This window comes from Pseudoalteromonas sp. SWXJZ94C (genome assembly GCF_015864385.1).
In the GTDB taxonomy this organism is placed as follows: domain Bacteria; phylum Pseudomonadota; class Gammaproteobacteria; order Enterobacterales; family Alteromonadaceae; genus Pseudoalteromonas.
In genome coordinates, this window is sequence record NZ_JADYXF010000024.1 from 45,817 (window position 1) to 68,138 (window position 22,322).

20 protein-coding genes are annotated in these 22,322 nt (G+C 36.4%); 1 reads left to right on the forward strand and 19 read right to left on the reverse strand.

The genetic code is table 11. The features are described from left to right. Window positions 1-38: 38 nt before the first annotated feature. The 16 genes from I6F65_RS11830 to I6F65_RS11905 form a co-directional block, all read right to left on the reverse strand. Window positions 39-3,779: an H-type lectin domain-containing protein gene (locus tag I6F65_RS11830; protein WP_166109403.1), complete on the reverse strand. Its 3,741-nt coding sequence runs from the start codon at window positions 3,777-3,779 to the stop codon at window positions 39-41. After that, window positions 3,776-4,234, reverse strand: a complete 459-nt coding sequence (locus I6F65_RS11835; protein ID WP_231613160.1) for an agglutinin biogenesis protein MshP — start codon at window positions 4,232-4,234, stop codon at window positions 3,776-3,778. The genes I6F65_RS11830 and I6F65_RS11835 overlap by 4 nt, the downstream gene beginning before the upstream one ends. 22 nt (window positions 4,235-4,256) lie before the next feature. Further along, on the reverse strand, window positions 4,257-5,099 hold the full coding sequence (locus I6F65_RS11840) for a type II secretion system protein (protein ID WP_024612862.1): 843 nt from the start codon (window positions 5,097-5,099) through the stop codon (window positions 4,257-4,259). Next, window positions 5,099-5,638 carry a prepilin-type N-terminal cleavage/methylation domain-containing protein gene (locus I6F65_RS11845; protein WP_024612863.1) on the reverse strand — a complete coding sequence of 180 codons (540 nt, stop codon included), beginning with the start codon at window positions 5,636-5,638 and terminating at the stop codon, window positions 5,099-5,101. The genes I6F65_RS11840 and I6F65_RS11845 overlap by 1 nt, the downstream gene beginning before the upstream one ends. Next, window positions 5,625-6,119 carry a type II secretion system protein gene (locus I6F65_RS11850; RefSeq protein WP_024612864.1) on the reverse strand — a complete coding sequence of 165 codons (495 nt, stop codon included), beginning with the start codon at window positions 6,117-6,119 and terminating at the stop codon, window positions 5,625-5,627. The genes I6F65_RS11845 and I6F65_RS11850 overlap by 14 nt, the downstream gene beginning before the upstream one ends. Window positions 6,120-6,127: 8 nt before the next feature. After that, complete coding sequence (locus I6F65_RS11855) at window positions 6,128-6,655, reverse strand: prepilin-type N-terminal cleavage/methylation domain-containing protein (RefSeq protein WP_024612865.1); 528 nt, start codon at window positions 6,653-6,655, stop codon at window positions 6,128-6,130. Window positions 6,656-6,680: 25 nt separating this feature from the next. Beyond that, the gene (locus tag I6F65_RS11860; RefSeq protein ID WP_197113022.1) at window positions 6,681-7,271 is read right to left on the reverse strand and encodes a type II secretion system protein; all 591 of its coding nucleotides are present in this window, start codon (window positions 7,269-7,271) and stop codon (window positions 6,681-6,683) included. A 1-nt stretch (window position 7,272) separates the two neighbouring features. Then, window positions 7,273-8,493, reverse strand: coding sequence for a type II secretion system F family protein (locus I6F65_RS11865; protein WP_197113036.1), 1,221 nt, complete (start codon window positions 8,491-8,493; stop codon window positions 7,273-7,275). Beyond that, window positions 8,480-10,207 carry a GspE/PulE family protein gene (locus I6F65_RS11870; RefSeq protein WP_197113024.1) on the reverse strand — a complete coding sequence of 576 codons (1,728 nt, stop codon included), beginning with the start codon at window positions 10,205-10,207 and terminating at the stop codon, window positions 8,480-8,482. Before I6F65_RS11870 ends, I6F65_RS11865 begins: the two co-directional genes overlap by 14 nt. Continuing rightward, on the reverse strand, window positions 10,204-11,364 hold the full coding sequence (locus tag I6F65_RS11875; protein ID WP_166109406.1) for a lipopolysaccharide assembly protein LapB: 1,161 nt from the start codon (window positions 11,362-11,364) through the stop codon (window positions 10,204-10,206). The genes I6F65_RS11870 and I6F65_RS11875 overlap by 4 nt, the downstream gene beginning before the upstream one ends. Next, a complete protein-coding gene (locus tag I6F65_RS11880) occupies window positions 11,361-12,263 on the reverse strand; it encodes an ExeA family protein (protein ID WP_166109407.1) in 903 nt (300 codons plus the stop codon). Before I6F65_RS11880 ends, I6F65_RS11875 begins: the two co-directional genes overlap by 4 nt. A gap of 2 nt (window positions 12,264-12,265) precedes the next feature. After that, window positions 12,266-13,918, reverse strand: a complete 1,653-nt coding sequence (mshL, locus tag I6F65_RS11885) for a pilus (MSHA type) biogenesis protein MshL (RefSeq protein ID WP_231613161.1) — start codon at window positions 13,916-13,918, stop codon at window positions 12,266-12,268. Next, entirely contained in the window at window positions 13,896-14,219 is a 324-nt protein-coding gene (locus I6F65_RS11890; protein ID WP_166109408.1) for a general secretion pathway protein GspB, read from the reverse strand. Before I6F65_RS11890 ends, mshL begins: the two co-directional genes overlap by 23 nt. Then, window positions 14,197-14,886 carry an agglutinin biogenesis protein MshJ gene (locus tag I6F65_RS11895; protein ID WP_166109409.1) on the reverse strand — a complete coding sequence of 230 codons (690 nt, stop codon included), beginning with the start codon at window positions 14,884-14,886 and terminating at the stop codon, window positions 14,197-14,199. Before I6F65_RS11895 ends, I6F65_RS11890 begins: the two co-directional genes overlap by 23 nt. Beyond that, the gene (locus tag I6F65_RS11900; protein WP_231613162.1) at window positions 14,883-15,389 is read right to left on the reverse strand and encodes a PilN domain-containing protein; all 507 of its coding nucleotides are present in this window, start codon (window positions 15,387-15,389) and stop codon (window positions 14,883-14,885) included. Before I6F65_RS11900 ends, I6F65_RS11895 begins: the two co-directional genes overlap by 4 nt. 89 nt (window positions 15,390-15,478) lie before the next feature. Then, a complete protein-coding gene (locus tag I6F65_RS11905) occupies window positions 15,479-16,402 on the reverse strand; it encodes an MSHA biogenesis protein MshI (protein WP_197113026.1) in 924 nt (307 codons plus the stop codon). A gap of 78 nt (window positions 16,403-16,480) precedes the next feature. Between I6F65_RS11905 and I6F65_RS11910 the strand changes: the two genes are divergently transcribed. Continuing rightward, complete coding sequence (locus tag I6F65_RS11910; protein ID WP_166109411.1) at window positions 16,481-17,389, forward strand: 1-aminocyclopropane-1-carboxylate deaminase/D-cysteine desulfhydrase; 909 nt, start codon at window positions 16,481-16,483, stop codon at window positions 17,387-17,389. Here I6F65_RS11910 and I6F65_RS11915 read toward each other — a convergent pair. The 3 genes from I6F65_RS11915 to I6F65_RS11925 all read right to left on the reverse strand — a co-directional run bounded on the left by I6F65_RS11915 (window position 17,386) and on the right by I6F65_RS11925 (window position 22,193). After that, window positions 17,386-19,068: an EAL domain-containing protein gene (locus I6F65_RS11915; RefSeq protein WP_197113028.1), complete on the reverse strand. Its 1,683-nt coding sequence runs from the start codon at window positions 19,066-19,068 to the stop codon at window positions 17,386-17,388. The two genes, I6F65_RS11910 and I6F65_RS11915, sit on opposite strands and share 4 nt — an antisense overlap. Window positions 19,069-19,288: 220 nt before the next feature. Then, window positions 19,289-19,903: a response regulator transcription factor gene (locus tag I6F65_RS11920; protein ID WP_024612878.1), complete on the reverse strand. Its 615-nt coding sequence runs from the start codon at window positions 19,901-19,903 to the stop codon at window positions 19,289-19,291. Then, a complete protein-coding gene (locus tag I6F65_RS11925; protein ID WP_231613165.1) occupies window positions 19,893-22,193 on the reverse strand; it encodes a PAS domain S-box protein in 2,301 nt (766 codons plus the stop codon). Before I6F65_RS11925 ends, I6F65_RS11920 begins: the two co-directional genes overlap by 11 nt. Window positions 22,194-22,322: the final 129 nt, after the last annotated feature.

The following is a 22,322-nucleotide window of genomic DNA, read 5'->3' on the forward strand; positions in this document are numbered from 1 at the left end:
AAACACAAGCTTTGTTCAATTATTATCTTAGTTTACAACTATTCACGTGTTTCACGCCAGTAAATAACCCGATCATTTCCTCTAAAGCGACCGAATTGTAAAATAGTGCGAGGATCAAGCTGAGATTCATCTCCTTGCCAATCCCACTTTAACCAGTCTAGTGTATTATATTCCAGCGTAAATTCTCCTGACCCATTTGCTTGAGCATAAATGCCATTATCAGCGGGGTAACCCCCAGCTTCGAGCTCTCCCGATGAACCATTTCCATATTCATATGCTAATACAGGTGATGCGGGGGATATTTGACTTAACTTTGTATGATCGAACACGCTACAGTTATCTTCATTATTAATTACAAACCCGTTGCCATCCCAATATTGAGCTTGCATAGGTATAAGTAAAGAATCGAGATCCGACCCTGCGTTATTACTAAGTACTAATCGTCCAAATCTAAAGTCAATTGGTACGCTATTTAAACGCACACTATTACAATTAGCTGCGCAGGTATTTTGTGTATTAGGTTTGTCATTAGCATCAATTAATGTAGCACCTTCAATATCAGTAAGCGTAGCCATTAAGTTAACCATAGAAAAAGGTCCATCTGGTTGATCAACTCCAAGCCTTTTTAGCGTGGTATCAACTTGGTTTAATTGCCATTGCCCGTCATTTTGATCACTCCAACTATTTGATCCAAGATTAACTAAGCGACTGCTAAAGTCGGTAGCCGGCGCATAATTACTGACTTCATTATTTTCTGCATTAACTTGTACTGTCGATTTATCAAACCCGTTTTTATAATTACCCATTAACTCATTTTTATGATTTTGCGCTTGTACCGTAAAAGCTAATTCAAAAGGCTGCTCTAGGTAGGTTAAATTACTACCATATTGCGTACATTGGGCATTCGCCTGAATAGCTATTACTTGAAATTGTGAAGGAGCAAAACGACCAACGTTATATATTTCTCCTCTTACATCGCCTGCACCAAAATAATCAGCATCTACAAGCCCCGCAGTTAAATCAATAATACCGACTTGGTCATAACTATATTGTGAAATTGATTCACTTAAGTTACCGGTGTCACTAAATGCACTGGTGCTAATTACTTCTAACGTACCGGCTGTGCCTGGCGTCGGTGCATTAAGTACTGCTTCAACGAATGGTTGCTCTGAAATAAAATGCTTAGCTATCGTATTATTGGTAATACTACTGTAATCGTCAGGATAACCGTCATTGTCGTTATCTTGCCCGGCTTCCCATTGCACTGCATTCATTTTTAAATCAAATGACTCACCCGTTAATCTAAACAGACTTCCACTTGCATCAGCTGCAAAACCATCACTGGGCAAATCCATCGCAAGCCCAAATGGTTTCACAACATATTCATTAGAACTACCTTCTAAATTAACCGATAAGTTAGTAACGGGGTCTAAAATTAAATTAGTTTTTGCATTAAGACTAAGCTTGGCTGCATCCGGATAATTAATAACAATCTGTGCTTTAGAGTCATCATCAAACCTCAGTGGAAATGATTGATAGGCTTGCTCAACATTATATGTATTGTTGTTGTTCTCAAGCTGTATAGGGTCAGAACAGCTCGCCCCTGCACTGCACGTATAAGCAAGTTCTAAAGAAACATCGGCACCGACAGGAAACGCAGCATCACACGCACCGGTTGTGGTGTTAGTTTTTACAGCCTGAATCGAAAGCGCTTTGGCATTAAAGCCTGTATCTGAGGGTTTACCTGATAACTGAGTTGGGATTGTTGTACTATTATTGGTATCGTTTGTAAAAATAAATCCAGCATCAGAAAACGTTACCTTACACCCACTCAAACCCACGTTATTACCACCAATGTAACAGCGTATAGGCGCAGAAGGATCGGCAGTATTAAAGCCAAATGTAGCAGTACCGGTTGTACGCTTAGCAAAGTCGATTGGAGCCGAGCCTGTAAAACTGATGTTCTCCCCAGTTACCCAACTTTGCTGACCACTATTATCAGGAGATAAATCTAAACTTGATGGCTCATCAAACAATATGCTACATGCATCGTTTGCACAGGCTGTTAAGGTCATTTCTTTTGCTTGGCAAGTGAGTCCTTTATTATCACTCATTGTAATTCGATAATGATCTAATAAAACGGGAGTGTAAATACCACACAAGCCAGGAATACTATCAGGTACAGGTAAAGCATCAAACGTTGAACTTCCTTCGGTAATAATTTGAGTACCTGATGTAATAGAGCCTTGGTATGTTACATTTTGTGCAATTCTCACTTCACCAGTGGCAACAATATAAGCAGAAATATTAGCATCAGCTGCAATAGCAACAGCGCCATCAACATAAATAGCTAAATAGGCATCTGCTTCAAGAACTATATTAGTTTGACCTATATTTAAAAATGATGTTGATAGTAATGATGTAGTGTCTTTTAAAAAAATACGTGTAGGCGCTGTAACTCTGTATTCGGTCTCAAGCATGCTCAGTTGTAACTCATCATAAAAATAGTCACCAGCTAATGACGTTGGTACAGGTCCTGTAGAGCTCCCATCATTAGGTACCGTAGGGACTTGCGCCGCTTGGCTTGGTTCTAATGAATTATTACCGCTTGCTGCACACTCCTGTCCATTACATAAAGGAGGGTTAGTCAATGCTGTTGAAATTAAACTCGTTGTTGTAACAAATTGTGCATTGTTATCTGTTACTTCAACACCCTGAACCAATTGAATTTCACCATTATCATAGGTAGAAAGCGCTCCAGGAAATAATGTATCACAACTTAAAATATCGCCATTAGAAACAAATGTACTGGTCATAGCCAGTATAGATGCTTCTTCATTTGGGTGAGTTCGTTCGTTATCTCCGTCGCGATCCTCGTCAACCACCAGCCCCAAACGATCAGTTCTTAAATTACAACTACGTAGCCAGCCACCATCAGTCCCTACACGTGAATTTTTACTTGCCACAACTAAAGGAGCCACTAAAAAGTTGTTAGTAAAACTAAAGTAATTACAGCCATCAGTCCAACCATCTACGGCAAAGCCAGTAAAGAAGCTTTCCCAAGTTACCTCGACCCCATTATCGTCAGTAAATGCCCTATCAAAACCAGGCTCAACAGCTAAATAAGCAACGGTTTCACTGTTAACTAAACCAAATTCAGTTTCAGATGCCTCTAGCGCTATATTTACGCCATTAGCAGATAAAGACCCCGTTTCTACGGCTATAGTTAAAAATGGTATCAAAGCATTGTTTGGTGGGTTGCTATCAACACTATTAAGTGTTTGCAATGAATGAAAGAAATTAGGTCGCTGTGTAAAAGGTTGAGCAAAAAGCAGTGATTTATATCCTGTAGGAGTAAATGGTGAAAAACCTGACTTAGCTCCATACTGAAGCTCTAATTGCAAATCAGTACTACCCACTTCCATTATCGTCCCATCAGGAAATTCATGCACTCCATACTCAACAGCTAAATAATGAGCCCCCATATTAATATGACCACCATCTTCTCCTGATGGCTCCAAAGGAAGCGCCTCAAACCCTGTTGTAGTTATATTTCTTACCCTTACAATTGCAGGGTTGCCACCTTGGTTGGTTGAAAGCATAAAAACGGCTGGCGGTGTTATATATTGTTGCTGAAAATTTATTTTTGTCCAAACTGGTGATGTATACGTATTTTGCAATTCAATATAACGACCTTCAATTTTAGGTATAACAGCAAAGACTTTATTGCAAAACAACAAAGTTATGAAAAAAATAAGCAATAATATATTTTTTATCATGGTAGGGTTTTTGCCTCAACACTGAGTGTTCTTTGTGTTTGCCAATAGTCTTTTCGACAAGAGTCACCAATAGCGCAATCATTTGCTGCGCATATAGCAGAGCTCTGTAAATAGTATATATTAACAGTGCCGGAGCGCGAGCTAGTATCGGGCAAGCCTATATACTCACTACAGCTGACCGATACAGTGCAAAACTCTAAATAGCTTGTTTCAAAGGTTAAGTTTGAAGTCACCGCTGCACAATTTTGGGCTGCACTATTAAGTGGGAATAGATCTACTAAACCACTTTCGATACCACTTTGCGCAGCCATAAAAGCGCGTGCACCGTAATATTCAATCGTATTCTGTTGAGAAGCACCTGAAAGCACTTTAACTAAAGCTAACCCAAGCGCCAATAAGGCAACAATGATCACCAAAGAGACAATTATTAAATTACCTTTTTGCCTGTGTGGCATATTTTTAATCGGAGTCTTTTTTTTAAGGTACATTGGGGACATGTACCTCATGGTTAAAATTCATTACTTCCGTGTCATTAAATACCATTTGTGCATGGATATTTAAAACTGAGTTTCGTTGTAAAGCCAATTTATCTAACGTAAAAAATAAAGTATTTGCTAGATCATTTGCTATATAAATACCCAATAAATCTCGCTTCACACCACTCGTTATTTGTAAGCCAACTGCATTAAGCTGGTTTACATTAAAGTCATAATTTGTATATCGATATAAGCTGTTGCCTTCAATGCAAAAGCTAACAGGCTCATCTAGTAAATAAAGTCGTTTACTAGGTGATTCTTCAGCAAATGCTTTGCTAAATTGCCATTGGTCGATTGCACTACTTGTCGAATTAGTAAATGCTGATACTTGTAAACGCTTGTCGTTATTCTCGTTGTATATATCTGCGCTATTTAACGGATACACAGTAGCCCAATCGCCAACTTGAGGTTCCGTTAAATTATTTAGTTCGAAATCGACAGCGGTAACATTAAATGGTGACGTTGTAGGCAAGTAATTCGTGTAATGGGTCGCAGATAAAAATGGCGTAAACTCAAGGCATTGTTGAGTACTGCATGCTCCACCGGTACTGTTATCGCAAGTTAGTCTCAATGAGTTTGGCGTTGCATGACGCAATTCTTTACTTAAACGCGTTATTAAAAATCTAGCTTGTGCTACTGCTTCTTGACGCTCTACACCTTGTGAATAAATACTTACACCAGCGCCTATAAACGAAAATGCGCTCACCGCTAAAATACCCATAATTACCATTACAAGTAGCAGTTCAATTAATGTAAACCCTTTCTGGTGCTTGGCTTTATTCATTAATAGTTTCCTTTATAAGCACTAAAGCCGTAAACCTCACCCTGAGATGATGTCACTTCGATAGTAATTCGCTTAAAGGTGGTGCCATCGTTGTTTGTTGCGGCATTAAAATCACTGTCGTATTGCACCGTAATAACCAAACTAAAATCACTGTATTCTGATAGCGCCTCACCTAAACTATTAGTAATAGGTTGACCTGAAAGTTCAATATAGTCATCAACATCATTATAGCTTGTGCGTGTTTCTGCGTTATCGGAGCCGAAGTCGTTTGTTGCTGTACAAGCTTGCGCACCCAGTGATATTTCACCGCAGCGCTTAAAAGGAGCACTACGATCATTATGCTCATCAAATGACTTACTTTGAATTTCATTCATTAATGATTGCCCTAACTCAGATGCTCTTAAAGCTATAATTGGTTCTACACTTTTTTGAGCTTGAGGAGCAATGAGCGCGGTGATTATGCTCAATGCAATTGCAAACATAACAATACCAATAATTAATTCTATTAAGGTAAAACCGTTATGTTTAAGGACACGCATAAATAAGCCCTTCACCGCTAATACATACACCAGCCAACCCGACGTCTATTCGACATTGCGTTGTACAGTTTTGATCTGATTTACCTAAAGGGTCAAAACTAATTTGTGTAAATTCATTTGCATTACTATCTAATGCAGTAAATGTTATATCACTTCGTTGTGTATCAATTTGTATAACTAAGTGATCGCTATTATTAATATCAGCACCTCCTACACAATTATTATCTGGGGTGGGTCCTGCAATTAAAGTGGGAGTAATATAAAGTTTATGACAACTCGTAGTAGTCGTATTTTGCATTGCACGTAACTGCATTGTTCTCAACGCATTTAATGTGCGATCTCGATACGAATACGCATCTTCAGTTGAGCTCCCCAGAAACTTGGGACCTGCCGTTACCGACAGTATTCCCAATATCACTAGAGTAATAATTAACTCAATGAGTGTGAAGCCACGCAATCGCCGCTTACTACTACTTATCATCTATGTAATTAACAGCCTTCTGTAACTAAAGTGACAATCGGCGGTGTAATAATAGTTCTTACCGGCGCGGTTCCTGCTGCTGATGTTGCTTCTGTATATTCAATTCGGCAATCGTCAGTTTGTACATAACTATTTGGAAACAGAATAACCTTAGTGCCTACAACGGCTAAGTTAAAGTCAGCCGAATCATCAGCGGCAAAACTCACATCTAAAAAAGCTTCAAAGGCAGGTTGTGTTGCTGCAGGATAACCATAAACGGTAGGAACATTAGCACCAGTGTCCACAATAACAGATGCGGCTATTTTTTTATGGTCACTCGCAATAATAGATTTACCGTTAACTATGTTCATCCCGCTACGAATAGACCCCTGTAGCCCCTCTAATGTTGAAGCATTTGCATCACCTTGTAGATTTAAGAATCGCGGCGCTGCTGTTACAGCTAAAATTCCTAAAATAACAATTACAATAATCAATTCAACAAGCGTAAAACCTGCTTGATTATTTAAAGGTAGATTTTTTAACGATTGCGTTTTCATAAGTAAGCCTCTTTTTAATAATTACTTAATTTTTAAATATGTGTACTTTTCCAGTTATTGGAAAGTACGAAAAACCTATATTCCCTGATGCAATAGCACCATTTTTAGGTATGTTTTCAGAATCAAGAACATATGTTAAATAATAGATGCATTGTGTACTTTTTGCGTTGTATCTAACTAAAAAAATAACATTTTTTATTCTTGATATTTCATCACTTAATGTACTACTAGGTGCGTCTTGTAAAATAGCATTTAATACCTGACGACATTTAGCAGCATCCATAGCCTGAGCACGTGTATCAATTTTTGTTGTTTCATCACTCGTTGGTGTACCTATTGACCCATCAACTCCGACGATTACCCCTCCATAATTAACAAATGTTGTATGTAATGCACCGTTTGGTCTTCTTTCTAACTCCCATTGACCGCGTACCATACTTATAGCAGAGGAAAATCCGCCTGCAACAGCATCAACATTAGAATTATGTGCTTGATTTTTAATACCTATATATTGAGGTATAGCAAAACTCAGAATTACTGCCAGTAAAATAACAACAATAATTAACTCAAATAACGAAAAACCTTTTGAATGATTAGCTGTAATGAGTGTAGTCACTTTAATTACCTTTGATAGCTGACATCATATTCCACATTGGCATAAATATACCTAATGCTAAAATGAGCACCATAATGGCTACAAACACCGTCAAAATAGGTTCAATTTTTGCTGTTAAACTACGTAAATCATAATCGACTTCGCGCTCGTAATAATCAGCAGCCTCTTGCAAAAGCTCATCTACACGTCCAGTTTCTTCACCTACAGCAACCATTTGTAAAACAAGTTGAGAAAACAATTCACTCGACCGAGAAACCCGAAGCAAGCTATCACCTTTTTCAATATCATGTCGCATAGTGATAATCGCTTTTTCCATATAACTGTTATCCACCGCATGTGCAGTAAGTGATAACCCTGTTGTCATTGGTACACCTGAGCGCAGTACCATTGCCAAGCTTTGGCTATAACGTGCAAGCAAAGTACGCTTTAAAATGTCACCAATGAAAGGAATTTTTAGCTTATATTGATCCCACTTAAAACGCCCTGCAGTTGTGTTTAAATAACGCTTCCACATTACAACGCAGCCAACACAAATTATAATTAGTAACCACCAGTAATTAACGAAAAAATTACTAGTCCCTATTAATATTCTAGTCATTAAGGGGAGTTCTGCACCAAATTTTGTAAACATGCTGGCAAATGTTGGGATCACAAAAATATTTAAAATTATCATCGCGGAAACTAGCGCTAAAATTACAAAAGTGGGATAGCGCATCGCAGCCTTTATCCGCTTACGTGTTTCTTGTTCTTTTTCAAAATAAATAGCTAGCTGGTAAAATGCATCTTCTAATCGACCAGACCCTTCACCTACCATCACCATAGAAATAGTTAAGCGACTAAATACTTTATTATGAATCGACATTGCACTAGATAAATCACGCCCCTGCTCTAGCTGCTTTGTGACTTCTATTAATACATTCTTGAATTCTTTGTTTTGGGTTGTATCAGCTAAACCTACCATTGCTCTAATAATAGGAATACCCGCTTTTAACAATGAATACATTTGCCTAGAAAACATGATCATGTCTTCTAAACCTATTTTTTCAACAAATAAATTATCGAAAATTTTAATGTTATTTTTAGTTTCAACTAATGTAATTGAAATGGGTATAAATTGACGTCTTATTAGACTATCGGCAACACCCGCCTGGCTACTTGCTTCAAGTTGCCCTTTTACAAGCATGCCTTTCATATCTTTGGCTTTGTAGCTATACAGCTGCATCATCGCCCCCGACTATCTCGGGGATATACTCTGCTACTTTAAACACCTCATCTAACGAGGTAATTCCTTGCTTAGCATAATCTAAAGCCATCATTGAAAGAGGTGTGAAGTTAGCGCTATTTTTTGCCGCTTTTGCAAATTTCTGAGTATCATTAACGCGTAATGCATCCATCATTGCATCATCCATTTCAAGCAACTCAAAAATACCAACTCGCCCTTTATAACCACTATGATTACACCCTGTGCAACCTCGCCCTTTAAAAAATTGCGAATGTGAAATATCTTCACCAAGGTATTTAAGCCAACTCGTTTCTTGTTTGTCTGGGTGATATGGTATTTTGCAATCATTGCAAACGCGCCTTACAAGGCGCTGAGCTATAATGGCACGTAGTGAGCTTGCGACTAAATATGCAGGCGCCCCCATATCAATTAGGCGCATAGCGCTAGTAATAGCGTCATTGGTGTGTAATGTAGATAAAACTAAATGACCAGTTAAAGCAGCCCTAAGACCTATATCAACTGTTTCTTGGTCACGCATTTCACCAACCATTATAATATCGGGATCTTGCCTTAGAGCAGTACGTAAAATACTCGCAAAACTTAAACCTATTTTATTATTTATTTGAACCTGGTTTATACGTCCAATTCGATATTCAACAGGATCTTCTACGGTAATAATTTTACTTTCTTGCTGGTTAAGTTCACTTAATGCACCGTAAAGCGTAGTGGTTTTACCCGAACCGGTTGGTCCTGTTACAAGTACCATACCGTGAGGCCGCTTAATAATACTGCGCACACGCTTTAAAATATGTACAGGCATGCCCGTCTCGTCTAGCGACAATATACCTGACGATTGATCAAGCAAACGCATAACAACAGATTCACCATGCTGTACTGGCATCGTTGAAAGTCGTACATCAATGCTATGGCTGCGCACTTTAATGTTAAAACGCCCATCTTGCGGAAGTCGCTTTTCAGATATATCTAAGCCCGACATCAACTTCAAACGTAAAACGAGTGCCGATGCTATTTTCACTTGGTTTAAGATGTGCTCTTGCAGTACACCATCTACACGTTGGCGAATACGAAGCAAGCCTTCATCTGGCTCAATATGAATGTCAGATGCACGTACTTGTACCGCATCTTCAAAAATAGATTGCAGTAACTTAACAACAGTTGCATCTGATGTTTCGTCACCGAGGGAATTAAGATCGAACTCTTCTATATCTTCATATTCTTCATGTAATTGCTCAGCAAAACTCGTTATTTCTTGAGTTCGGCGATATACGTTATCAAAAGCAGCCATTATCTGGCTTTCTTGTACTACTGCTAACTCAATTCGCTTTGGAGCCAGCATAGGTGCTAGCTGATCTAACCCTCTTAAATCAGCCGGATCGCTCATACCGAGTAAAACAGAATCACCGTTATCTTCAATTACCAACGCTCTATATCTTCTGGCATATACTTCTGACAAAAGCTTAGATACATCAGGTGATATTTTACGTTGAGAAATATCTAAAAATGGAACTTGCAACTGCTGTGCTAAAAAACGTAATAGCTGAGGCTCACTAATAAACTCAAGTGTAATAAGTGTAGACCCTAGCTTTCGACCTGTTGCAGCCTGAACATTTAGCGCTTCATTCAACTGCGCCTCAGTAATCATATGCTCATGAACAAGTAAATCACCTAAACGCATTTTTAAACTAGGTCTCATACTGCCTCCTTCAATGCAACTAAGCGCTGTAATGCATGTTGAGTCATTGCCGTGTTTAACCCACCCAAATCTAAAGCTATTTTGTATAAATGCTTAGCATCAGGGTATTCACCCAAAGCGTCTTTAGAGGTTGCTAAAGCAAGCCACCATTTTGCTTGACTGGGCTGTAATTGGGTAAGATGCCTAAAGCTATTTAGTGCTTTGGTATGCTGATTAGCACTTTGAGCTGCAGTGCCTTGTAATACCCAAAAATCAAGGTTAGCGTTCACTTCAAAGTCTTCACTTAATAGCAGTAGCACCTCTTTATATTGCTGCTGCATAATCAAAATTTTGCTAAGCATAATACGCCACTCTAAAACATCTGGGTTTTGGCTAATGCCAGCTTGTAAAACCTGTTGTGCGGAGTTTATATCTTGCTGCTGAAAATAAGCTGAGGCGAGTAAATTTCTAGCATCTATATTTTTCGATGACTGAAGTAAAATATTATTAAGGTCACTAATTGCCTCATCATACAAACCAAACTGAATTGCCTGCTTAGCTGCTGTTAATTGTTCTGCAATTAATTCTTCTTGAGATTTAGAAGGCGTTGAGCTTTTAGTCATTTTATTCGTAGATTTAGCTTTCACAGGCTTGGGTTTTGGTAAATCAATAACAACCGTTTCAGCCACTGATAAAACTTCATCCACATTTTCTACGCTTCTTAATTCATCTTGTTTAGCTATTACAGCCGCCTCTGTCGTTAATTTATTAACAACAAGTTCAATGGGTTCTTTTGTACTAGAAGGCTCTATGTCATTCTCATTAACATTTTCTATGGGAAGCTCTTTGGCTTGCAAACCAGAATCGTTAAGATCATTAAAAACATCAACTACAAGCGCTCTGTTTTCATCTTTTTGAATTTCTAACTCAGTCTCTGGTAGGCTAGACGTTAATGTTACGGTTAATTCTTGTTGTGGCTTTTTACTTTTTTCTGCTGTTGGCAAGTATAGATATGCTATAAAAATCACACTCAAAACAATGAGTATTATTAAAACTTTAAAGAGTAGATTTTGTATGTCGTAAATAGGTTTAATATTAACCCCGACTGCATCTTGATCTGCTATTTGTTTAGCTTCGCGTTGCTCAATATTTTTAAGCATATTATTTATAACGCTCATAGCCACTGCCTCCATACCCATATAGCGGCAATCGCTAAAACAGTGAATGCAATCGCACTATAGCTCCAATAATGACCAGTACGGTATTTAGCACAATCTTCGGTGTCTTTTATAGCAAGTTGAACATGACGAGTAGTAATTTCATTTACCCCTTCGCCGTAAGCCTGTAATAAAGCTTTATGGCATAAAATATTTACTAATCTTGGGATCCCTCTACTAGCTCGAGCTATTTTTAAACCCATTGCGTTGTTAAATAATGGAGGTTGATTAAAGCCCGCAACTTGTAATCGATGATTTATATAGTAAATCACTTCAGCAGCAGTCATAGCTCTTAACGAGTAAGAAAAACTAATTCGTTGGCGTAATTGCCTTACCTTATTATTAGCAAGTTTTTCATCTAATTCTGGTTGCCCAAATAATACAACTTGGATTAACTTTTCACTTTCTGTTTCTAAATTTGTAAACAACCTAAGAGCTTCCAATGTCTCCCAACTAAGGCACTGCGCTTCATCTATTAAAAGCACTACACGTTCATTATCTTCTTGTAGATCGAGTAAGTAATGATTAATAAGTTGTCCGAGCGCTTGCTGATCCAATGTTTTATCTACTTCCATACCCAGTTCTACAGCCAATGCCCAACGAAGTTCTTCAGGGCTTAAGTAAGAATTAGGCAGATAAGCAACAATATAGTCAGGCTCAATTTGATTTAATAACTTTCTGCAAAGTAGTGTTTTACCAGTACCAACCTCACCAGTTACTTTAATGAACCCCTCACCCATTTCAATCGCTGTTGTAAGTACTTGCATTGCTTCATGATGAGGCGCAAGAGCACAAAAGAAATTAGTATTTGGGGTTAGCGTGAAAGGCATTTCACTTAGTTTAAAAAAACTTAAATACATGGTTAGTTCTCATACCAAGTATTTAAAAGCTTACGGCTTTCACCTTGTTGCTTTTTCCAAGTGTCTGGCATTACAACGGTTGGTTTAATTAAAATGATTAACTCTTTTTTCTCTTGACGTTTACGTATGCTTTTAAATAAATTACCAAAAATTGGAATGTCACCTAAAATAGGTGTTTTTGACTCTTCATCTTCGGTGGTAGTTTGCATTAAACCACCAATAACAACTATCTCGCCGCTTTGTGCGCGAATTACAGTATCTGATTCTCTTATATTGCTTTGTGCAAGTGGTAGCTCAAAACGTTGATCATCTAAAGTAATTACTTTTAATTGCTCTTCAGTTTCAGTTACAGAAGGATGGACATGTAAAATAACTGAACCGTATTTATCAATTTGCGGCGTTACATCCAATGCAATACCCGAAAAGAAAGGAGTTAAATCAATTTCAGGAGACGTTGTAGTAGAAGTACCTGTTACCGTAGTACTCGACACATTGGTAACAAAATACTCATCTTGACCTACTTTTATAACTGCTTTTTGATTATTTGTTGCAGTTACTCGAGGATTAGAGAGCATTTGCACATCACCTTGAGTCTCGAGTAAGTTAATAACTCCGTTAAAATCCCCTTTTTGGATTGTTAACGACGATGCCCCACCTAAAACAGCAGATATACTATTACTAATTGTTGTACCAGCAGTTGTTGCAAACGAAACACCGCCTTCTAATCCACTCGATATACGTTCCCAGTTAACCCCTTGTTGATATTCATCTTTTAAGGTGATTTCTATTATTTTTGCTTCAAGAATAACTTGGCGCTGTAAATTTTCTTGGCTTTGGCGTAAAAACTCTTTTAATTGCCTAATTTCGCTTGGTAATGCATTAACCGTTACTAAGCTAGCTTGCGGGCTTGCAACAACATAACGACCATCACTGCTGCCAATTAATGATTTAAGAGCAAGCTCTAATTCTTTCCAAAAATCATTTTTATTAATTGTTTGAATACGAGATCCATTTAACTCTAAGCTTTGATCATCACCACCAAATTCTTGGCTACCTTGATTAGAACTACTTGAGCCACTAGAGCTGCCACTATTTTGTGCAAACTGACTTACACCACCAGCAACTACACTTACTGTTGACAGCCCATTACGCTGCATCATTAAATAGTTTACTGGTATTGTTTCTGTTCTCATTTTAGCTGGTAGCACTTGTACAATACGACCCTCATTAACGATATCTAAAGGGTACATTCGCTTAATAACCGCAATAACTTCATTAAAAGTTACCGCTTTTAGGTTAAGACTAATAGTGCCACTAACTTCAGGATGAACAGCAACACTAAATGGAGTATCGTCAGTTAAGCCAGCAAAAAATGCACCAATTTCAACATCATTAGCAGCTACATCAAAACGCTTAATTGCTAAGTCATCGCTTATGCTTTGCTCACTATTTATAGATGATAATAAGCTTTGCGTTAATTCATTAGGCATTTCTAACGGCGCAACTGCCTTAGTTGTATCTACAACAAGCTCTTGTTCGATATGATTTTTAAGTTCTTTACCTGGCTTAAAACTATGGCACGCTGTTAAAAACGTTGGCAATAATAAAAGAACAAGCCATGGGCTAGATAAATTATTTTTTAATTTCATAGTCATATAATTCTAATTTTATTTGCTTATCGTCATTTGCTAATACAACTTGTTTAGAGTTAATTCTTAGCACCCGAAAATTGTTTACCGTGTCACCTTTTTGATAAAGCTGACCCGAAATAATAGCTTTAAATACTGTATTTTTTTTTATGATAGATTGTAATTTAAGCTCTGTATTTTGAGCGACTGGCATCCCGTTACTTACTTGTATGTAAGGTTGAGTCGGATCACGTAACTGTGCGGTTGCATTCAATGAAAAAAAACACAGCACCAAAGTACAAAAACTATAAAGCGATAAATTTTTCATTTGCGCTCACTGTAGCAATTTGTAAAGTTAATTCAGCTTGTGGATGAACCTGAACCTGATAGCTAAACTCTTGTATTAATAGTTTGCTTTGATTACTTTTTAGCGCAGCCAAATATTGTTGCAAACTAAAGTAGCTACCCTTTAAGGTCACCACCATTTGATGTTCAAAAAATAGCGTTTGTGCATCATGTTCACCTAGCTTATCTACATCTATTCCCTTTGCTGGCTTTACCTTAAAACTAACAACCTGCACATCAGAATTATTAATTAATAAATCTTTCAATACTGCCGGTACTTTTTTAGCTGCAATAAAGCCCTGACTAAAGCTATTAAGCTGATTATTAACTACACCTAACTCTTCTTTAGTTTGTTCTATTTGCCCACGTAAAACTCTCGTGTAATCGTAATTTAAAGCTTGGTTTAACATTGAAAGCTGTGTATTTGTTTGTTGCAGTTCTTGATAAATACTATTTTGTTTTACGTTCACTTTTATAACAGCATCTTGCTGAGGGAAAATAACAAACCATAAGCCCAAATAAATAACGATGAATAGACCCACAAATAATGTTGAATATTTTTCGCGCTTTTGCAATGCAGCAAATTGAGCCTGATACTTAACCCATGTTGGTCTACTTTTTTTATTTTGAATCGGTGTATTTTTGCTCATGGTTTAACTTCCTCATTACGAAGATCAGTTGCAACATTAAACTCACTAATACCATCTAGCGTAGATAGTTCGAGCACTGAGAATTCTTTATCAGCAAAAAAAGGGGATTGTTTTAGATTATTGAACCAAATTGGTAAAAATTTTGACTGTAGAGTTTGCCCTTGTAATATCACTTTTTGTCCAACAAATTTTATTTCTGTAAGCCAAATATTAGGTTCATGATATTGCGCAAGATCTTTCATCACATCAGCATAATCAGTTATTGATTGAGCTGATGATTTTTCAAGATAATTAAAAAATTGTTGTTTATGTTGGATTTCCTGCTGCAGCGTTTTTAGTTCATTAACTAATAATGTTTTATTTTGTTTTTCAGCTAGTTGTTGCTTCGCAATCTGTAACTGAGCCTTAGCTTTCTTAAGCTGAACTTCACTTTGCTGTAAATTAAGATTGTTGGCGTGTTCTTTATAGGCGTAAAAAGCCCATGTTATTGCAACAATAAGCAAAGCACCAATCCACAGTGTAAGCATCCCTTGTAACGGAACAGGATCGCGCCTTACCCGCAAGGACTTTTGATAAAAATTAATCCTAGTCTTCATATAACAGACTCCGGATCTGTTAATTGATAAGCAGCACCCAATGCATAATAAAAGTTTGGATCTAATTTTTCAGCTAACTCTAAATTAGGTTTAAAATCGACAACTTTTACCTGTAAAAATTCAGCAAGCCCTGCCCTAAGTGTGAGTGAAGATAAGTCATCGCATTGCAATTGTAAGCTGCGAATAGGAGGTTGCTTGAGCTGGCTTTCAAAAAAATCCATAGAGCGTTGAATTTCAAGACCCAGTGCTTCTACTAAATCTTGGTTTTGATCTTTATCCGTAATGCCTAAAAAGCCATTTAAACGCCTAACCAATACTAACTGCCCATCTCTGATTATTAATATACGAGGTTCACTATTAATATGCTGAACGATGAGCATATGTGCATCTTTATGGTGCCCAAACAGAGTAACCAAAACCATTTCTTCAGATGTCATGGCGCGCAGAACAGGTTTTGTTTGTGCAAAACTATCTATAAAAGGTAGCAACTGCAGTTTATTGCTTATAAACACATTCATTTTGCTACTTTGCATAGACAAAGTAATAGGGTAATCAATAAAATCAGCCACTATATTTTCAGGCGCTATATCTACAAAATCCTTTGTAATCCATGGTAGTGATTGGATAATTTCGTCATCACTAAGTGTTGGCTTATCCATTTGTACTATTTGATAAAAGAAATGAGGGACCACTAAATTAACTGAACATATGTCAGTACAAACTTCATTTGTGCAAGCAACGATAGCGGCTGTATAATCATCTTGTTCAGAAACATTTACACTATGCGAACTGTGTAATTGCCATTGCCCTTGTTGTTTTTTTAAGCACACGGCATTAACTGTATGCGCATACGTAGCAACACCAATAGCTGTATCTCGGTCTAAACTGCGATTTAACCATGAAAAAATCTTTTCTTTCATATAGCTACTATTGTTAATAGAATATAAAATAAGTGTCGTACATTTTAGTTAATTTGCCAAGTTAATAAATGAGATAAAATGTCAGTATCATTCAATATAAATGAAAATAACTATATTCAACAAATAGATATGATGTTTCTAAAAAAGAGAAACATTTATTTAGGAGTAAAACGTGACGATTTACTTCATCCATTAATAAGCGGTAACAAATGGCGTAAATTAAAATACAATTTAGCCCATATGAAGAAGCAAAAAAAAACAGAATTACTGACCTTTGGCGGTGCTTTTTCGAATCACATCCATGCTTGCGCTGCTGCTGGTAAAGAGTTTAATTTAACAACTCATGCCATTGTTAGAGGGCCTGAACTTGATCACAACAACCCAACAATTCAATTTGCGAAGCAATGCGGCATGCAACTTCATGTTGTTAATCGCCTTGAATACCGCCAACGTAATGATCCTGAATATTTAAACTCACTACAAACTCGCTTTCCCAATGCTTATATTATTCCAGAAGGTGGAACTAACTCGTATGCATTATTGGGTTGTGAAGAATTAGTACAAAGCCTGCCTGCACACGATTATTTAATTTGCCCTACGGGAAGTGGCGGCACATTAGCAGGGTTAATTGAAGGAAGTGAAACGGCAACCCAAGTCATAGGTATTGCAGTATTAAAACAAGCTGATTATTTAAAAGATGAAATACGTAAGTTAAGCACTAAAGCTAACCATCAAAATAATTGGCAGCTATTAACAAACTTTCACGATGGAGGGTATGGTAAATTTACGCCTGAGCTGTGGCGGTTTTGCCAAGATATGAACATTAATTACAACCTACCTTTAGAACCTATTTATAGTGGTAAAATGATGTATGCATTGTTTCAATTAATAGAGCAAGACTACTTCCCTGAAGGGAGTAAAATTATTGCAGTTCACACAGGTGGAATGCAAGGATTAGATGGTCTTAAATATAGAGGTTTAATTTAATGAAATGCAGCTTGAGTAAGCTCTTGTAATGGCTCTGAAAAATAAAAACCTTGTGCACCAACCACTCCAAGTTTTGCCAACATCAATAATTCTTTTTGGGTTTCAACCCCTACAGCAAATACAGGTATATTTAATAAGTTGCTTGCATCAACTATTTTTTTTATTTGTTTTTGATTCTGTGTATTTTCGTTCACCAAATGAACTAACTCATAAGACAACTTTAATCCACATACCTCCTGGCAATTACTTAGTTTAGATATATTTTGACTACTTTGAATATTATCAATTACAACTTGTGACCTGCTTTTCTTAATTATACTAAATATATCTATTAAACTACTTTGATGAATAAAAAATTCGCTTTCACTTATTTCAAATTGTAATTTGTTACTCAATTTCAAATCATTTATTTGTGATGAAACCCATTGCCAAAACTCTTTATTGAGCCAGTTTTTAAGATATAAATTAATACTAATAGTTAAAGGTGAAGACTCAGCCAGTGCTAACTTTTTAATTTGAGTAAAAACAGCTTTATCTAATATTAGCGCATCTTGGCTACTGTAGAGCTGATTAATAAAATAACGAGCTGCAAGTAAACCATGCGTATTATGCCTAACTCTAATTAATGCCTCGTGTTGTAAAATGTCACCAGTGCTTATTTCAAATAAAGGCTGGAAAAAAAGTATAAATTTATTCTTTTTAATATTTTCAATTACTTCCTCTCTAGAAATTACTTTTTCTTGGCTATGGTTTAAAGCTAACCGGTGAGAATGTTGTAATAAGCTAGATTGAGATAAAGTTAAAGCAGATTTTGCTAACTGATAAACAGTTTCTTGATCAGCTCCAAGTCGATAATCACATGCGCCTATTTTGATATTTTTCCTTGTAATATTTTCTTGATAATTTTGGCACACCGTAAAAATACCTTTATGTAAACGTTCTATATACCGATCAAGCTCTGTAATAGGCACATTACACAGTGTTATAGCAAGACGTTCGTTACTTAATAACGTTACAGATAACCCTTTTAATTCAGGAAAAATTTTAATAACTAATATTTTAAAAGTAATCTCTTTATCTATACGTTGAGCAAATCTGCAATCACATTCTATAAGCATATATAAACCATGGTATAACGATGCTACACCATAAAAAGTACTTAATTCATTGTTTTTAGGTTGGTTAATATTAAGCAGTTTTGATTTGTTTGACTGATAACTTGGCTTCACGATGATTTTTGAAGGGATAGATGAGTTAGCTGCTTTTATGATACCCCACCAGCGATAATACCAACTAGCAGCACCTAAAATAACCAAGTTAAGCAATATAAATAAATAACTTTCCATTACCCATATCGGCGGATGATAAAGGCTCAAACTGAGTGTTTTATATTTAAAGTCTTCACGCTCTTCACTTACAAAATGCTCAAAATTGGTAGGAGAAGGATTTGGTTTTAACATGAATTTTTGGCTTTTTACCAACGCAATTAAGACCTTATTACTTAATGAGGTATCTATTTTCAAATCAAAAATCTGCTTAACAAGCTGTTGTCCCGAACGATCAGTTTTTTGGTGTAATGAATCATTCAAAAAAACATTTAAACTCACTGTTAGCAATGTAATTAAAACAAAGTAAATTCCCTTTGATTGTATTAAATGCCAGTCTTTAGGTTGCAACATAACCTACTCACCCGTTAAATTAATAACTAAAGTGTTGTTCAGTATCTTAATAAGTACAAGGTCGTAAAGTAAGTTTAAATATTTACGACTTCATTAAATAAAAAGCCTCGCATAAACGAGACATAATAATTTAAATTAGTTAGATATTAGATAACAACCTACATGAGGGCTGTTTAAAAATCTGCGTCATTTCAACATTATTAAATAGATGAACTGATAATTAATTTAATTGCTCATACATAACTTTACTTCGCACTAATTGAGCGAGTGTTTTAGCACCTAACTTTTCCATTACATGAGAGCGATGAACTTCAACTGTGCGTTCACTAATACTAAGATCGCACGCGATTACTTTATTCATTGCCCCATCAGTCACTCGCTCAAACACTTCACGTTCTCGACTCGACAGCGATTCAACATTAATCTTATTTTTATGCTTATCGAGTGATTTTTCATGTTGCTTTTCATCAAGTACCAATGCTTCATTAATACGGTCAATCAAGTGCTGTTCATTAAATGGTTTTCTAATAAAATCAATTGCTCCTAAACGCATCGCTTCTACAGCCATCGGGATATCACCATGCCCGGTAATAAATATTATTGGTAATGAGCAATTTAAATCTTTGAGTTTTTGTTGGAGCTCTAAACCACTCATTTTAGGCATACGTATATCCAATACTAAGCAACCAGCCATGGTTTCATTATATACATCCAAAAACGCAGCGCCTGAACTAAAGCTCTGAGCGTCAATATCAATAGAGTCTAGTAGTATTTCAAGCCCTTCTCGAATACCTTCATCGTCATCAATTATAAAAACGCTTTGCTTATCGCTCATAAACGACTCCTCTATTATGTGCTGGCAAAGTAAACATAAAAATAGCTCCTGTTGGCTTATTGTCATAAAAGTGAATATGCCCACCATGTTCTTCAACAATGCTTTTAGATATAGATAGACCGATACCTGTGCCATTTTCTTTGGTTGACGAAAATGGCTTAAATAACTTCTCTCTCATTTCTTCAGGTAATCCTGCACCGGTATCAGAAACTGATATCTCAACATATTTATCTCCATTCAATTTTATTTCGAGCTCTATTTTTGAATCATTTTTATAAGCATTTAACTGCATAGCTTCCATACCATTACGTAATAAATTAAGAATAACCTGCTCTATTTGCACCCGATCAACAAACACATCAATTTGTTCATCACATGTAATTATTCTGACAGTAATATTGCGAAGTCGCGCTTCTGATTCTGCTAGGTTTGTTACTTCTTTTATTAAAAATATACAATCAATGACTTCTTTTGTTCGTTGCCCTTTTTTGGTCATTAACTGCATACGCTCAATAACGGCTCCCGCTCGACGAGAGTGTAAACTTAGTTTTTCAAATATTAAGGGGAGTTTGTCAAATCTCCCCTTCTCACAAAAGTTTTTTGCCGTCTGAGAAAAAAGAGAAATAGCTGTCAGAGGTTGATTTATTTCATGTGCAATTCCTGCTGCCATTTCACCCAATGCATTGACCCTTTCGGTATGCGCTAATTGCTCAGTATGAAGCCGAGCTTGGTCTTCTGACGCACGTTGCTTGGTAATATCTCGAATCAAACCTACAAACATTGTACTTTCATGATTCTGTATTTCACTTACAGATAAGTGAATTGGAAATGTTGTGCCATCTTTATGCTTAGCTACAAGCTCACGACCCACACCAATAATATGCGTCTGCTTCGTTTTTAAATATTGAGCTAAATGCTGGTCATGGTGTTTACTAAATGATGTAGGCATTAATATTGTTACGTTTTTATCTTTTACTTCATCTGAGGTATAACCAAACATAGCTTGCGCAGCAAAATTAAAACTTTGTATAAGCCCGTATTGATCAATGGTAATAACGGCTTCAACAACTGAATTTACTACTGCATCAGAAAAAGCGTAACTACTAATTAGGTCAGCTTCAGCCTGCTTAATAGAGGTAATATCATTAATAAATCCTTCAATAATAACTTCACCATTAAAAATAGATCTAACCGGTCCTCCTTTTTCCCACACTAATTTGATCCCACTATTTTTGGTATTAATTCTATATTCAAGTTCAAAGGAGCGTTTTTCTTTGACAGCTTCTGTAAGTGACGCCTGTACTCGCTCATAATCATCTAAATGTATTATTTCCCTCCACAGCATTCTATTTTTTTTAAACTCAGCTCGAGAATAACCAGTTAAACTTTCACACCCATCACTAACCAGTATCATAGGCCAGCTCATAGTATTAAAAGACTGATATGCCATGCCGGGAAGGTTTTTTAATAAATATTCAATCTTATATCGCCCGTCTTTTATTTTACTGCGTGCAAATAAATAAGTATAAGCAGCCAACACAATTAAAAAAGCAATAAAAATACCAAGTGAAATTAAAATTCTCATGATTTTATAGTGAGCAATATACAAAAACTCATCACTAGGCGATATGCTTATCTCCCACTTATGACCTTGTAAATCATAGGATGCTTTTTTATCCCAAATGCTTGTAACAGGAAATGAATTTGCTTGATCTGAATATACTTTTTGCCCATCAATAAACAGCGTAAAATGATATTCCTTAAGTAAAAAAGCAGGCACAACTGTTTTAATGTAAGGTTCAAAAATCAACGCACTTGCAATAAAACCTTCTAGTTTTTTACTCCTTGCATTGGTGTTAAAAACAGGAATATATATTCCAAGCCCCTCTCCACCATGAATAGATTGCAAAGGTGTTGTGACTACTGCTTGCTTTGTATTTTGTGCTTTTATTGCAGCTAACAATGCAGGCGGATTTAATGCCAAATTAAAATCAATGGCTATTTCATTACCTTGCTTTGGTATTATTTTTCGCACATGTAATGATCTATCAATCCAACCTATGGCTTGATAGCCATATTGCGAATCATACAATGTTTTACTGATTATTTCCCAGTCACCTTGTGGCATATCGCTTGATATCGAAGACAACTTAGATAACTCTGACAGTGATGTTATTCGCTCTTCCAAGTCATCTTTAAGCAGTGTTTTAATACCTTCAGCTGTACTTTGCGTTACTCGTTCAATATGGATTCGCTCTTGGGAATCTATGTGAAATACTATAATAATCATCAAACACGTAACCAGTATTCCTACCATTATTGCATACAATAAAATAGCTAATTGGGATGAGGAAAATACTTTCGATTTTTTATCACTGTAATTCATGATGAATTTAAACTAGCGCCTCGTTGATTAATA

What these genes read in the sequence shown, in the direction of transcription:
- I6F65_RS11865 (WP_197113036.1), bottom strand. Translation starts at nt 8,493, where the DNA reads ATGCAGCTGTATAGCTACAAAGCCAAAGATATGAAAGGCATGCTTGTA.
- I6F65_RS11875 (WP_166109406.1), bottom strand. Translation starts at nt 11,364, where the DNA reads ATGAGCGTTATAAATAATATGCTTAAAAATATTGAGCAACGCGAAGCT.
- I6F65_RS11925 (WP_231613165.1), bottom strand. Translation starts at nt 22,193, where the DNA reads ATGATTATTATAGTATTTCACATAGATTCCCAAGAGCGAATCCATATT.
- I6F65_RS11910 (WP_166109411.1), top strand. Translation starts at nt 16,481, where the DNA reads ATGTCAGTATCATTCAATATAAATGAAAATAACTATATTCAACAAATA.
- I6F65_RS11845 (WP_024612863.1), bottom strand. Translation starts at nt 5,638, where the DNA reads ATGCGTGTCCTTAAACATAACGGTTTTACCTTAATAGAATTAATTATT.
- I6F65_RS11830 (WP_166109403.1), bottom strand. Translation starts at nt 3,779, where the DNA reads ATGATAAAAAATATATTATTGCTTATTTTTTTCATAACTTTGTTGTTT.
- mshL (WP_231613161.1), bottom strand. Translation starts at nt 13,918, where the DNA reads ATGACTATGAAATTAAAAAATAATTTATCTAGCCCATGGCTTGTTCTT.
- I6F65_RS11880 (WP_166109407.1), bottom strand. Translation starts at nt 12,263, where the DNA reads ATGTATTTAAGTTTTTTTAAACTAAGTGAAATGCCTTTCACGCTAACC.
- I6F65_RS11870 (WP_197113024.1), bottom strand. Translation starts at nt 10,207, where the DNA reads ATGAGACCTAGTTTAAAAATGCGTTTAGGTGATTTACTTGTTCATGAG.
- I6F65_RS11920 (WP_024612878.1), bottom strand. Translation starts at nt 19,903, where the DNA reads ATGAGCGATAAGCAAAGCGTTTTTATAATTGATGACGATGAAGGTATT.
- I6F65_RS11835 (WP_231613160.1), bottom strand. Translation starts at nt 4,234, where the DNA reads ATGCCACACAGGCAAAAAGGTAATTTAATAATTGTCTCTTTGGTGATC.
- I6F65_RS11915 (WP_197113028.1), bottom strand. Translation starts at nt 19,068, where the DNA reads ATGTTGCAACCTAAAGACTGGCATTTAATACAATCAAAGGGAATTTAC.
- I6F65_RS11905 (WP_197113026.1), bottom strand. Translation starts at nt 16,402, where the DNA reads ATGAAAGAAAAGATTTTTTCATGGTTAAATCGCAGTTTAGACCGAGAT.
- I6F65_RS11850 (WP_024612864.1), bottom strand. Translation starts at nt 6,119, where the DNA reads ATGATAAGTAGTAGTAAGCGGCGATTGCGTGGCTTCACACTCATTGAG.
- I6F65_RS11895 (WP_166109409.1), bottom strand. Translation starts at nt 14,886, where the DNA reads ATGAGCAAAAATACACCGATTCAAAATAAAAAAAGTAGACCAACATGG.
- I6F65_RS11890 (WP_166109408.1), bottom strand. Translation starts at nt 14,219, where the DNA reads ATGAAAAATTTATCGCTTTATAGTTTTTGTACTTTGGTGCTGTGTTTT.
- I6F65_RS11840 (WP_024612862.1), bottom strand. Translation starts at nt 5,099, where the DNA reads ATGAATAAAGCCAAGCACCAGAAAGGGTTTACATTAATTGAACTGCTA.
- I6F65_RS11855 (WP_024612865.1), bottom strand. Translation starts at nt 6,655, where the DNA reads ATGAAAACGCAATCGTTAAAAAATCTACCTTTAAATAATCAAGCAGGT.